Annotated in this window: 12 protein-coding genes; 6 read left to right on the forward strand and 6 right to left on the reverse strand. The window is 74.4% G+C overall.

Annotated elements, in window-relative coordinates; genetic code table 11:
* Positions 1-10: 10 nt before the first annotated feature.
* Both ACGFI1_RS00425 and ACGFI1_RS00430 read right to left on the reverse strand, forming a co-directional pair.
* The gene (locus tag ACGFI1_RS00425; protein WP_392781635.1) at positions 11-1546 is read right to left on the reverse strand and encodes an acyl-CoA synthetase; all 1536 of its coding nucleotides are present in this window, start codon (positions 1544-1546) and stop codon (positions 11-13) included.
* Positions 1547-1602: 56 nt separating this feature from the next.
* Complete coding sequence (locus ACGFI1_RS00430) at positions 1603-1833, reverse strand: DUF397 domain-containing protein (RefSeq protein ID WP_392781637.1); 231 nt, start codon at positions 1831-1833, stop codon at positions 1603-1605.
* 192 nt (positions 1834-2025) lie between these two features.
* On the opposite strand from ACGFI1_RS00430, the gene ACGFI1_RS00435 reads away from it, so the two are divergent.
* Complete coding sequence (locus ACGFI1_RS00435) at positions 2026-2691, forward strand: ATP-binding protein (protein ID WP_138635151.1); 666 nt, start codon at positions 2026-2028, stop codon at positions 2689-2691.
* Here ACGFI1_RS00435 and ACGFI1_RS00440 read toward each other — a convergent pair.
* Positions 2627-4057 (reverse strand): alpha,alpha-trehalose-phosphate synthase (UDP-forming), encoded by a 1431-nt coding sequence (locus ACGFI1_RS00440; RefSeq protein WP_138635148.1) that lies wholly within the window; start codon positions 4055-4057, stop codon positions 2627-2629. The genes ACGFI1_RS00435 and ACGFI1_RS00440 overlap by 65 nt on opposite strands.
* A 299-nt stretch (positions 4058-4356) precedes the next feature.
* Complete coding sequence (locus ACGFI1_RS00445; RefSeq protein WP_301176851.1) at positions 4357-4815, reverse strand: DoxX family protein; 459 nt, start codon at positions 4813-4815, stop codon at positions 4357-4359.
* Positions 4816-4932: 117 nt separating this feature from the next.
* On the opposite strand from ACGFI1_RS00445, the gene ACGFI1_RS00450 reads away from it, so the two are divergent.
* Positions 4933-5397: a MarR family winged helix-turn-helix transcriptional regulator gene (locus tag ACGFI1_RS00450; RefSeq protein ID WP_138640438.1), complete on the forward strand. Its 465-nt coding sequence runs from the start codon at positions 4933-4935 to the stop codon at positions 5395-5397.
* A gap of 11 nt (positions 5398-5408) precedes the next feature.
* On the forward strand, positions 5409-6473 hold the full coding sequence (locus tag ACGFI1_RS00455; RefSeq protein WP_392781642.1) for an FAD-binding protein: 1065 nt from the start codon (positions 5409-5411) through the stop codon (positions 6471-6473).
* A 25-nt stretch (positions 6474-6498) separates the two neighbouring features.
* Here ACGFI1_RS00455 and ACGFI1_RS00460 read toward each other — a convergent pair whose 3' ends face one another.
* Positions 6499-7017: a YbaK/EbsC family protein gene (locus ACGFI1_RS00460; protein ID WP_138640440.1), complete on the reverse strand. Its 519-nt coding sequence runs from the start codon at positions 7015-7017 to the stop codon at positions 6499-6501.
* 104 nt (positions 7018-7121) lie between these two features.
* Here ACGFI1_RS00460 and ACGFI1_RS00465 point away from each other — a divergent pair, with 104 nt between their 5' ends.
* From ACGFI1_RS00465 to ACGFI1_RS00475, 3 genes are read left to right on the forward strand one after another with little or no spacing between them, the layout of a single operon-like run.
* Positions 7122-7817 carry a FadR/GntR family transcriptional regulator gene (locus ACGFI1_RS00465; protein WP_301176849.1) on the forward strand — a complete coding sequence of 232 codons (696 nt, stop codon included), beginning with the start codon at positions 7122-7124 and terminating at the stop codon, positions 7815-7817.
* On the forward strand, positions 7814-9193 hold the full coding sequence (locus ACGFI1_RS00470; RefSeq protein WP_392781644.1) for a hypothetical protein: 1380 nt from the start codon (positions 7814-7816) through the stop codon (positions 9191-9193). Before ACGFI1_RS00465 ends, ACGFI1_RS00470 begins: the two co-directional genes overlap by 4 nt.
* Before the next feature lie 5 nt (positions 9194-9198).
* On the forward strand, positions 9199-10998 hold the full coding sequence (locus ACGFI1_RS00475; RefSeq protein WP_392783196.1) for a GMC family oxidoreductase: 1800 nt from the start codon (positions 9199-9201) through the stop codon (positions 10996-10998).
* Positions 10999-11039: 41 nt separating this feature from the next.
* On the opposite strand, the gene fdhA is transcribed toward ACGFI1_RS00475, so the two are convergent.
* A complete protein-coding gene (gene fdhA / locus ACGFI1_RS00480) occupies positions 11040-12254 on the reverse strand; it encodes a formaldehyde dehydrogenase, glutathione-independent (protein WP_392781647.1) in 1215 nt (404 codons plus the stop codon).
* Positions 12255-12377: the final 123 nt, after the last annotated feature.

Consider the following 12377-nt stretch of genomic DNA (forward strand, 5'->3'; position numbering starts at 1 on the left):
CAGGGCCCTCTCAGGCCGTCGCAGACCGCTTGTCGGCCCAGTACTCGTCCTTCAGCAGCCGCTTGTAGAGCTTGCCGGTCGGGTGCCGGGGCAGTTCGGGCCGGAAGTCGACCGACCGCGGGCACTTGTAGTGGGCGAGGTGGTCGCGGCAATAGGCGATCAGCTCGGCCTCCAACTCGGGGCCGGCCTCGTCCATCGACAGGGGCTGGACGACGGCCTTCACCGCCTCCCCCATCTCGGCGTCGGGGACGCCGAACACCGCGACGTCGGCGACCTTGGGGTGCACCGCGAGGACGTTCTCGGCCTCCTGCGGGTAGATGTTCACCCCGCCGCTGATGATCATGTAGGCGCGGCGGTCGGTGAGGTAGAGGAAGCCGTCCTCGTCCACGTAGCCGACGTCGCCGAGGGTGGTCCAGCCGCGGCCCTTCGGGTCGCGGGTGGCGGCGGTCTTCTCCTCGTCGCCGTGGTACTCGAACGTGGGCCCGTTGCCGAAGTAGAGCGTGCCGGACTCGCCCGGCGGCAGCTCGTCGCCCTCCTCGTCGCACACGTGGACCTCGCCCAGGATTGGACGCCCGACGGAGCCCTTGTGGGCGAGCCAGTCCTCGGAGTTGGTGTAGACGAAGCAGTTGCCCTCGGTGCCCGCGTAGTACTCGTGCAGGATCGGGCCCCACCACTCGATCATCCGCTCCTTGGCGGGGACGGGGCAGGGCGCTGCCGCGTGCACGGCGTAGGCCAGCGAGGAGAGGTCGTAGCGGGCGCGGGTCTCGTCCGGGAGCTTCAGCATCCGGATGAACATGGTCGGCACCCACTGGCTGTGCGTGACGCGGTACTTCTCGATGGCGGCGAGCGCCTGCTCGGGGTCGAACTTCTCCATCACGACGACGGTGGCGCCGAGGCGGTGGAAGACGAGCGAGTAGCGCAGCGGCGCGGCGTGGTAGAGCGGCGCCGGGGACAGGTACACCGAGTCGCCGCCGGCCGCGAACAGGTGCGAGATCAGCATGTAGAGCGGCCCGGCCTCGCCCATGGGCGCCTTGGACAGCGGCGGCTTCACGCCCTTGGGGCGGCCCGTGGTGCCCGACGAGTAGAGCATGTCCATGCCCTCGCACTCGTCCTCGATCGGGGTGGACGGGTACCGGGCGACGCGCTCCTCGTACGACTCGTAGCCGGGGGCCGTGCCGCCGAGCATGAGGCACAGCGGCACGTCCGGCGCGGATCGCGCGGCCGCCTCCATCGACGCGCCGGCGATGAAGACCTTGGCCTCGCAGTTGCCCACGATGTAGGCGAGCTCCTCGTCCTGGAGCCGCGAGCTGATGGGGGTGTAGTAGAGGCCCGACCGCTGGGCGGCCCAGGCGATGGCCAGGTAGAGCGGATGGTTCTCCAGCATGAACGCGATGTGGTCCCCCGGGCGCAGCCCCTCCGCGCGGAGCAGCTGCGCGAGCCGGTTGGACTCCTCGTTCAGTTCCCGGAAGGTGACGACCCGCCCGGAGCCCGCCATGATCACGGCGGGCTTGTCGGGCGTCTGAGCGGCGATCTGCCCCAGGTGCATGGCCGCAACCTACCGGGCCGGACCGCCGATTGGAATGCCGTTCGGTTTATCGGGCGTCAGACGAGCATGTGGTCGAAGTCGCCGTCCTTGGCCCCGCCCACGAACGCCTCCACCTCCTCGCGCGTGTAGACGAGGATCGCTCCCTCCGGGTCCCGGGAGTTGCGCACGGCGATCTCCCCGCTGGGGAGTTCGGCCATCTCGACGCAGTTCCCGGACGGGTTGCTCCGGCGGCTCTTCTGCCAGACGAGCCCGGCGCGCCGGACGTCCGGCATGTGGTGGCCGTCCATGTCTGCCCCCTCTAGGCGTCTCAGCCTCCACACGGGAGGCCGCGATCTCGCCCCACCCCACACAATGGTACGAGATGCACGTGCATTCGTTCTTGCATTCGTTCATGCAGACGGTCTTGCATCTGCACGGCTTGGGGAGCAAGATAGCGAACGCTCACCGGTGACCACTCCGCACGCCTCTGAGGTTTGACCATGACCGTTGACCAGGCAGACGAAGTCGCGGCCCCCGCCGCCATGGGAGGCGGCCGGTCGCGGCGCGCCGCCGTGCACGCGCACTGGCCGGACGCGGCGCCGCCCGCGCCGAACATCCCGGCGAACCCCCGCCCGAGCGTCCCGGCCGCCGTGCCGGGCCTGGCCGGGCTCTGGCCCGCCCCGCACGCCGGCACCCCGCGCACCGCGCGGCGGGTGCTGCCCGCGGAGATCACCGCGCCCCGGGCGGCGCGCGAGTTCACGCAGGCCACGCTGGACGACTGGGGCCTCGGCGGGGACGCCGGAGACGTCGTCGTCGCGGTGTCGGAACTGGTGACGAACGCGCTGCGGCACGGGCTGGAGGGCCTCCCCCAGCCGCTGCCGCTGTGCCCGATCCAGCTGGTGCTGGTCGGGCACCCGCGGCGGCTCGTCGTCTCGGTGACCGACCCGTCGGGCCGCGTGCCCGAGCCGGTGCCGGGCGAGCCCGACCGGTTCACCGAGGGCGGCCGCGGCCTCGTGGTCGTCGGCGCGATCAGCGACGCCTGGGGCTGGGCGCGGCTCGCCACCGGCGGGAAGGCCGTCTGGGCGGCCTTCGACCTGCGGGTCAGCCCTCCAGCATCACCGGAGCCGGCTCGGCCCGCGACCGCTCCGGACTCTCCAGCTCGCTGAGGAACGACTGGGCCCAGCGGTCCACGTCGTGCTCGATGACGCGGCGGCGCATCGAGCGCATCCGCCGCGCCTGCTCGGCGGGCTCGGCGTTCAGCGCGTCGCGCAGCGTGCCCTTGAGCCCGTCGATGTCGTAGGGGTTCACCATGAACCCGCCGCGCCGCAGCTCGGCGGCGGCGCCGGTGAACTCGCTCAGCACGAGCGCGCCGCGCAGGTCCTTGCGGCAGGCGACGTACTCCTTGGCGACCAGGTTCATGCCGTCCCGCAGCGGGGTGACCACCATCACGTCCGCCGCCAGGTAGAGCGCGGTCAGCTCGGCGCGGTCATACGAACTGTGCAGATAGTGGATGACCGGAAACCCGATCTCGCCGTACTCGCCGTTGATCCGGCCGACCTGCTGCTCGATCTCCTCGCGGAGCAGCTGGTACTGCTCGACGCGCTCCCGGCTCGGCGTGGCGATCTGCACGAACACCGCCTGGCCCGGCTTGAGGTGGCCGTCCTCGAACAGCTCCCCGAACGCCTGCAGCCGCTGCGTGATGCCCTTGGTGTAGTCGAGCCGGTCGACGCCGAGCAGCACGGTGGCGTCGCCGAGGTCGGCCCGGATCTCCTGCGCCCGCTCCTGGACGTCCTGGCGCGCCACCAGGTCGTTCAGCTCGCCCACGTCCACGGAGATGGGGAACGCGCGGGCGCGCACGACGCGGTCGTCCCAGAAGACGTCCTGCTTGACGTAACGGGCGTCCAGCAGCCGGCGGCACAGCCGCACGAAGTTGGCCGCCGCACCGGGCAGCTGGAAGCCGACCAGGTCGGCGCCGAGCAGGCCCTCCAGGATCCGCCGCCGCCAGGGCAGTTGCCAGAACAGCTCGACCGGCGGGAACGGGATGTGCAGGAAGAACCCGATGCGCAGGTCGGGGCGCAGCTCGCGCAGCATCGACGGGACGAGCTGGAGCTGGTAGTCCTGCACCCAGACGATGGCCTCCTTGGCCGCGACCTTCGCCGCCGCCTCCGCGAACCGCCGGTTCACGCCGACGTAGGCGTCCCACATCGCGCGGTCGTACACGGGCGGGGCGACGACGTCGTGGTAGAGCGGCCAGAGCGTCGCGTTGGAGAAGCCCTCGTAGTAGAGCTCGACCTCGCGGGCGGACTGCGCGATGGGGTGCAGCGACATGCCGTCCTCCTCGAACGGCTCCAGCTCCTCGTCCGGCGCGCCGGTCCAGCCGATCCAGGTGCCCTTCCGCCGGCGCATGACCGGGGCGATGGCGCTCACCAGCCCGCCGGGGCTGCGCCTCCAGCGGGGGGCTCCGTCCGCCCCGACGATCCGGTCGACCGGAAGCCGATTTGCCACCACAACGAACTCACTACCGCGCGACACCTGCGACCCGCCTCTCCAGGAAACCCTCAGCGATCACTCATGCCCAAAAACGGTCATCAGGAACATCTTGTCACTTCGACGCTAAGGAGCAGGCGGCGGAAAAGGCGGATGTCAGGGGGCCGGGAGCACTCAGCCGGGGGATTGGAGCGGGCCATATTGCTTTCCGGGCAGGTGACCCGTCCTGACGCGGCGGTCACGGCACCCGGGGCGCGAACGAAAAAGTTACCCAGATCACATCGGCGGCCGGGCCGGGCCCCCGGGGCGGGCCGTCCGGCCCGGCCCGGCCGCCGGGCGGGTGCTCACGCGGGGACGGACTGCCGATCGGGCGCGGCGTCGCGGCGGCGGCCCCAGAGCAGGGAGTCGACGGAGAAGCGGCCCGCGCCCGTGAACGCGAACAGCAGGCAGACGACGCCGAGCACGAGCACGTACTCGTAGCCGCCTTCCTGGCTGAACAGGCCCTTGTCCATGTGGACGTACCAGAAGGCCCCGGCCATGTCGAGGGCGATCAGGACGCCGGCGAGCGGCACCAGGACGCCGGCGATGAGCGCGATGCCGCCGAGCAGCTCGACCCAGGTGCCGTAGACGGCGGCGAGGCCCGGCAGCGGGATGCCGAGGTGGTCGAACGAGCGGGCGACGGCGGCGTGGCCCTCGTCGGTGAGCTTCTGCCAGCCGTGCGCGACGAAGACGACGCCGACCGCCAGCCTGCCGAGGAGCAGGCCGGCGTCGGGCAGGGCGGGGTGGCGGCGGGGTGGGAGCATGCCTCGTCTCCTCCGGTTGAAGGTTCAAACATGAACTAGCAGAACGCTAGCAGGATGATTCAAATTCAGACCATTTAGAAACTTCAAGAGGGTTTTCATGCCAACTAGAATCACCGCATGAACGAAGTGGGGGACGCCGCCCTGGAACCACGTGAGCTGCGCGCCTGGATGGCCTTCCTCGCGGCCGGCCACCTGGTGGACCACGAGGTCGAGCGGCAGCTCAAACGGGACGGCGGGCTGTCCCACGCCGAGTTCGAGGTGCTGGTCAGGCTGCGGTCCGCCCCCGACCGCCGGCTGCGCATGTCGGACCTCGCCCGGGAGGTGATGGTCTCCAAGAGCCGGCTCACCTACCAGGTCACCCAGCTCGAACGGGCCGGGCTCGTGAAACGCGCGGGCTGCGCGACGGACCGCCGGTCGGTGTGGGCGGAGCTGACCGACGACGGCGCCGCCGCGCTCGACCGGGTCCGCCCCGGGCACCGCCGCGTCGTCCGCGAGACGCTCATCGACGTGCTGACGCCGGAGGAGATCGACCTGCTCGGCGAGGCGCTCGGCCGCGTGGCCGACCGCCTCCGCGCGCGCTAGGCCAGCCCGGCATGCGCGATTTCGGGGGCATCGTCGAGCGCTCGCCCGCGCGGGTCGTCCGTCCGGAGTCGGCGCAGGAGGTCCTTGAGGCCGTCCGCGAGGCCGCCGCCGGCGGGCTGGACGCGGTCCCGCGCGGCCTCGGGCACTCCACGTTCGGCCAGTCCCTGACCACGGGCGTCTCCCTCGACATGCGCGGGCTGGCGGGCGTCCACGCGATCGGCGAGCGGCAGGCCGCCGTCGGCGCCGGGACGAGCTGGCGCGAGGTCCTCGCCGCGACGCTGCCGCGCGGGCTGACCCCGCCCGTCCTGACCGACCACCTGGACGTGACGGTCGGCGGGACGGTCTCCGCGGGCGGCGTCGGCGGGACGTCCCACCGGCACGGCACGCAGGCCGACAACGTGCTCGCCCTGGAGGTCGTCGCCGGCGGGCGGGTCGTCACCTGCTCCCCCGCCGAGCGGCCGGAGCTGTTCGACGCCGTCCGGGGCGGCCTCGGCGGGCACGGCGTCATCACCGCGGCGACGCTGCGGCTCGTCCCTGCCCCGGAGCGCGTGCTGTCCTGCACGATCCCCTGCCGGAGCGCCGGCGACCTGCTGCGGGTCCAGCGCGAGGTGCGGGCCGAGCACATCTCGGGCCAGGCCAAGCCGTCCGGCGGCGGCTGGCGGTTCGAGGCCAAGGCCGTCCTGTACGGGGACGGCGGCGAGCCGCCGCCCGGCACCACGGAGACCGAGCGCCTCGGCTACCTCGACTTCGCCGACCGGATGCGGCCCGACGTCGAGGAGCTGGTGGCGCTCGGCGAGTGGGCGCGCCCGCACCCGTGGGCCATGGTTTTCCTGCCCGAGGACCGCGCCGCCGCTGTGATCGAGTCGACGCTCGCCGAGATGACGACGGCCGACCTGGGACTCAGCGGCGTCGTCCTGGTCAAGGCGCTCCGCACCGGGACGGTGCTGTTCAGCGTCCTGCGCACCGCCTCACCGGGCTGCGCGCCCGTCGCGGAGATGCTCGCCGCCAACCGGCGGCTCCTCGACCGGGCCTTGGCGGTCGGCGGCGCCCGCTACGCGGTCGACTCGACCGGGTAGGCGGCCTGGTGGACGGCCGCGTCGCTCACAGGGCCAGCGCGAGGAGCTCGGCGGACGGGAGGCCCGTGAGCGCCTTGCCGGGCAGCATGACCTTCGACTTGCGCAGGCCGCTGCCGATGACGACGCGCGGGGCGGCGGCGACGGCCTCGTCCACCAGGACCGGCCAGCCCTCGGGGAGGCCGACCGGGGTGATCCCGCCGTACTCCATGGCGGTGAGCGAGGTCGCGTCGGCCATCGGCGCGAACGAGACCTTGCGGGCGCCGAGGTGCTTGCGGACGACGCCGTTCACGTCGGCGCGGCCGGTGGCGAGGACCATGCAGGCGGCGTAGGAGACCTCGCCGCCGCGCTTGGCGGCGACGACCACGCAGTTGGCGCTGGCGTCGAGGGGGACGGCGTAGCGCTCGCAGAACGCGGCCGTGTCGGCCAGGTCCGGGTCGATCTCCGCGACCTCGGCCTCGGGCACGGCGCCGATCGCGGCGGCGACGGGCGCCGCGAGGAGGTCGTGCCGTTCGTCCGCCGGTTCCCAGTCGAGCGTGCCGAGCATCTGTGCGTCCCCTTCCGTGGTCCCGGTCCCCACCCTGCCACGCTCTTGACGCCGGGACGCCCCGCGTGGTCCAGTGGCTGAGCCACTCGACCACTGGAGGTTCCGTGCCGTCCTCGCCGATCCCCCGCGACACCGTCGTGGACTCGCTCGTCGACCGGCTGCGCGACGACGTGCTCAGCGGCCGGTACCCGCCCGGCTCCTACCTGCCGCCCGAGCGGGAGCTGGCCGCCGGGTACGCGGTGACGCGGACGTCGCTGAAGCACGCGATCGTCCGGCTCGCGCAGGCGGGGCTGCTGGAGACGCGGCACGGGGTGGGCACGCGCGTCCGCGACTACGAGCGGCTCGGCGGCCCCGAACTGCTGCCGATGCTGGCCCGCACGGTCGGGCCCGCCTGGATGGCGGAGATCTTCGAGGTGCGGCGCGAGGTCGGCGCGCGGGTGGCGGCGCGGGCGGCCGAGCACGCGACGGCCGCGCAGCGGGCCCTGCTGCGCGACCTGGCCGACGAGGTCCGGAACGCGCCGGACGCGGACGCGGCGCAGCTCGCCGAGTGCGAGATCCACCGCGTCATCGGCGGCGCGACCGGCAACCGGGTGTACGGGTTCATGGTGAACGCGCTGCTGAACGCCTACCTGGCCGTCCGGGAGGGGTTCGCGCACGCGTTCGCCGACCCCGGCGCGGCGGCGGACCGGCTCGCGCCGCTGATCGGCGCGCTGTGCGACGGCGACCCGGACCGGGCGCGCGCGGCGGCCGACGCCTACTTCGCCGAGACCGAGGCGATCATGACGAAGGGGGCGCGATGAGCGCCAGGCGCACGACGTTCAGCGAGGTCATGGAGGGTGAGCTGCGGCTCGCCGGGGAGGACCGGGCGCGGCCGATGCGGCTGGACCTGGACGCCGACCTGCCCGGCGTGCTGCGCCCCTGGGGCGACGCGGAGGGCGCGATCGCCGGGCGCGTCAGCGTGCCGGGCTGGGCGGACGACCCGGCGGCCTCGGGGCGGCTGCGCGTCGCGCCGATCGCCGCCCGCAGGATCCGCTACACGCTCGACTTCACGGCCGCCGACGGCCGCCGCCTGCGCCTGGACGGCTGGAAGTCGGTGTCGCCGCGCCGGCCCGTCCGGTCGATGACGTCGCTGCCGGCCACCGTGACCGACGCGGACGGGACGGTGGTCGGCGAGGCGCGGCTGCGCTTCCATCTGCGCCGCGACCTGGCGGCCTTCCTCACGAGCTTCCGCGCCCCCGCGCGGGCCGCCGACCCGATGCGGTCGCGCTGGCGGGGGCAGGCCGGGCGGCTGGAGGTCTGGTACACGACGCTGACCGACCCGGCGACCGGCACCGGCGTGTGGCTCCACCACGAACTGGTCGCACCGGACGGCGGCGGCGGCGCGCACGCCCACGGCTGGGCGGCCGTGTTCCCGCCCGGCGAGCCGCCGGTGTTCGGGCGGTTCGGACCGCACGAGTGGAGCCCCCGCGAGGACGCCGCCTTCGCCGCCGGGCCGGTCGTCCAGACCGGCGACAGGCTCGCCGGCACGGCGGGACCGGTCGGCTGGGAGCTGCGCGAGTCGGGCGGCGGGCCGCCGCTGTTCACGTTCCCGCGCTGGGCGTGGGAGCGGGAGCTGCTGCCGGCGGCGCAGATCGTCCCGAAGCCGGCCGCCGCGTACCGCGGCGCGGTGCGGTTCGGCGACCGGGTGCTGGACCTGGCGGACGCCCCGGGCGCCTCGGCCCGGATCTACGGGCACGGCAACGCGCGCCGCTGGGCGTGGCTGCACGCCGACCTCGGCGGCGGCGACGTGTGCGAGATCGTGGCGGCCGTCTCGACGCGGCCGGGCCTGAACCGGATGGCCCCGCTCCCGCTCGTCCGGCTCCGGGTGGACGGGCGGGACCTGCCGTCCGGCGACCCGCTGCTCGCGGCGCTCCGGCTGCGGGCCGACATCCGCCTCCCGACGTGGACGGTCCGGGGGCGCGTCGGCGACCGGCTGCTGAACGTCGAGGTCACGCAGCGGCCGGAGGAGACCGTCGCGGTCGACTACGCCGACCCGGACGGCGCCCCGGCGGTCTGCCGCAACTCCGAGCGCGCGGACGTGCGGATCGCCCTCGCGCGCCGCTCGGGACGCGGCTGGCGGACCGAGCGCGAATGGCGGCTGGACGGCACCGGCCACGCGGAGGTGGGCCTGCGGTGAGCACCATGGCGGGGACCGTCTCGGTCCTGCTCGGCATCGACGACGACGCGGAGCTGGCGCGCGTCACCGCCGGCGCGGAGGCGATCGCGCGGGCGCTGCCCGGCCCGGCGCGGCTCGGGCTCGCCGCCGGGACCGGCGCGCTGGACGCGCTGGCCCGGCTCGCCGTCGGGCGGCCCATCGACCGGCTGGACGCCGGCCGGCGGGACGCGCTGTGCGCGCTGCTGGCGGCCCGCCCGGCCACAGCCCGGGTTATCGAGGCGGTGAAGGCCCCGCTGCTGCTGGCCGCCGGGACGGGGCTGCTGCCCGGCCCGCCGGAGCCGGGCGGCCTGGTGCGGCCCGACGCGGCGCTGGACTGCACGCCGTCCGCCGGGTGGCCGGCGTGCGCGACCGCCGACGCCGTCGTGGTCGGGTCCGGCGCGGGCGGCGCGATGGCGGCGCGGACCCTCGCCCGGCGCGGCCTGTCGGTGGTCGTGCTGGAGGAGGGGCGGCGCTTCACGGCGGCCGAGTTCCGGGAGCGCCGGCCGCTCGACCGGTTCCTCGACCTGTACCGGGACGGCGGCACGGCGGTCGCGCTCGGCCGCCCGCCGGTGCTGCTGCCCGAGGGCCGCGCGGTCGGCGGGACGACCGTCGTCAACAGCGGCACCTGCTACCGGACGCCCGGCCGGGTCCTGCGCCGCTGGACGTCCCTCGGCGTCCCGGTGGAGGACTTCGGCGCGCACCTGGACGAGGTCGAGGCCACGCTGCGCGTCGCGCGGCAGCCGGTCGGGCCGCTCGGCCGCAACGGGCTGCTCGCGCTCGCGGGCGCCGAACGGCTCGGCTGGCGGGCCGCGCCGCTGCGCCGCAACGCGCCCGGCTGCATGGGCAGCGCGCAGTGCGCCGTGGGGTGTCCGCACAACGCGAAGTACGGCGTGCACCTGAACGCGCTCCCCCAGGCGTGCGAGGCGGGGGCGCGGATCGTCACCCACGCGCGAGTCGAACGCATCCTGGTCGAACGCGGGACCGCCACCGGTGTGCGCGCGCGCCGTCCAGACGGCACGGCGTTCGAGATCCTGGCGCCCCGCATCGTCGTCGCGGCCGGCGCCACGCAGACGCCCCTGCTGCTGCGGCGCTCCGGCCTCGGCGGGCATCCGGAGCTCGGCCGGGGCATGGCCGTCCACCCCGCGACGAACATGGCGGGACGCTTCGCCGAGCCCGTCGAGTCATGGCGCGGGGTGATGCAGAGCGTCGGCATCGAGGAACTGCACGGCGACGGCGTCCTGATCGAGGCGACGGCCACGCCGCCGGGCATGACGTCGTTCCCGCTGCCCGGGATCGGGCGGCGGCTGCGCGGCGAGCTGGCCGGCGCGCACCGCCTCGCCGTGCTCGGCGCGATGATCGCCGACGCCCCGTCCGGCCGCGTCCTCGGCGCCCGGCGCCGCGCCCTGCTCCGCTACGACCTCGCCCCGCGCGACGCCGGGCGGCTCCGCCGCGCGATGACCGCGATGGGGCGCGTCCTGTTCGCCGCCGGGGCCGAGGAGGTGCTGACCGGGCTGGCGCGGGACCCCGTCGTCCGGGACGAGGACCAGCTGGTCCGGGCCGTCGCGGCGGCGGCGCCCGCCGACCTGCACCTGGCCGGGTTCCACCCGACCGGGACGGCGCGGCTCGGCGCCGCCGCGGCGGCCGCGCCGGTCGACCCGGCCGGGCGGCTGCGGGGCGTGCGCGGGGTGCACGTCGCGGACGCCTCCGTCCTGCCGATGTGCCCCGAGGTGAACCCCCAGCTCACCATCATGGCGATGGCGTCGCGGATCGCCGCCGGCATCGCCTGAGCCCGGCGCGGCCCACCGGGGTCAGGCGGCGACCGCCGGGGTCAGGCGGCGGCGCCCAGGGTGCCGTGCGGGTCGAGGATGTACTTGCGCGCCGCGCCCCGGTCGAACTCGGCGTACCCCTCGGGCGCCTGCTCCAGCGGGATCACCGACGCGTTGACGTTCCGCGCGATCTGCACCCGGTCGTACAGGATCGCCATCATCAGCTGCCGGTTGTAGGACATCACCGGGCACTGGCCGGTGACGAAGTACTCCGACTTCGCCCAGCCGGTCCCGATCCGCAGGCCGAGCTGCCCCACCTTGGCGTTCTCGTCGGCCGCGCCCGGGTCGCCGGTCACGTACAGGCCGGGGATGCCGACCCCGCCGGCGGCGCGCGTGATCTCCATCAGCGTGTTCAGGACCGTCGCGGGCTGCTCCTTCTGCGCCCCCTCGTGGCCCTGCCCGCGCGCCTCGAACCCGACGCAGTCGACGGCCGCGTCCACCTCGGGCACGCCGAGGATCTGCTCGATCTGCGCGCCGACGTCGCCGTGCTGCGACAGGTCGATCGTCTCGCAGCCGAACCCGCGGGCCTGCGCGAGCCGCTGCTCGTTCATGTCGCCGACGATCACGACGGCGGCGCCGAGCAGCAGGCAGGCGGTCGCGCACGCGAGGCCGACCGGTCCCGCGCCCGCCACGTACACGGTCGAGCCGGTGGTGACGCCGGCGGTGTAGGCGCCGTGGTAGCCGGTGGGGAAGATGTCCGACAGCATCGCGAGGTCGGGCAGCTTCTCCATGATGGTGTCCCGGTCGCCGGGGAACTTGAGCAGGTTGAAGTCCGCGTACGGGACGACCGCGTAGCGGGCCTGCCCGCCGTGCCAGCCGCCCATGTCGACGTAGCCGTAGGCGGCGCCCGGCCGCTCCCGGTTGACGTTCTCGCACACGCCGGTGTGGCGCTCCTTGCAGTTGCGGCAGCGGCCGCACGCGATGTTGAACGGGACGCTGACGAGATCGCCCTCCTTCACGAACTCGACGTCCCGGCCGGTCTCGATCACCTCGCCGGTGATCTCGTGGCCGAGCGTGAGCCCGGCCGGCGCGGTCGTCCGGCCGCGCACCATGTGCTGGTCGGAACCGCAGATGTTGGTGGCCAGGACCTTCAGGATGGCGCCGTGCTGCAGCTTGCGCCCGTTCTGCTCGGCCAGTTCGAGCTTCGGGAAGTCCAGGTCCTCCACCGTGACCTCGCCCGGCGCCTGGTACACGACGCCTCGGTTGGTGTCCGCCACGACCTCTCCCTCGGTTGAGAGCCGGTTCGCAGGCGCCCGGACGGCTGCGGCCCGCGCCCGTGCGTGCTCGCGCGTGCCGCGGGGGCGTCCGCGATCGTACAACCGGAGCCATACCCGGTTTGT

This window comes from Actinomadura geliboluensis (genome assembly GCF_043197915.1).
Taxonomy (GTDB): Bacteria; Actinomycetota; Actinomycetes; order Streptosporangiales; family Streptosporangiaceae; genus Spirillospora; species Spirillospora geliboluensis.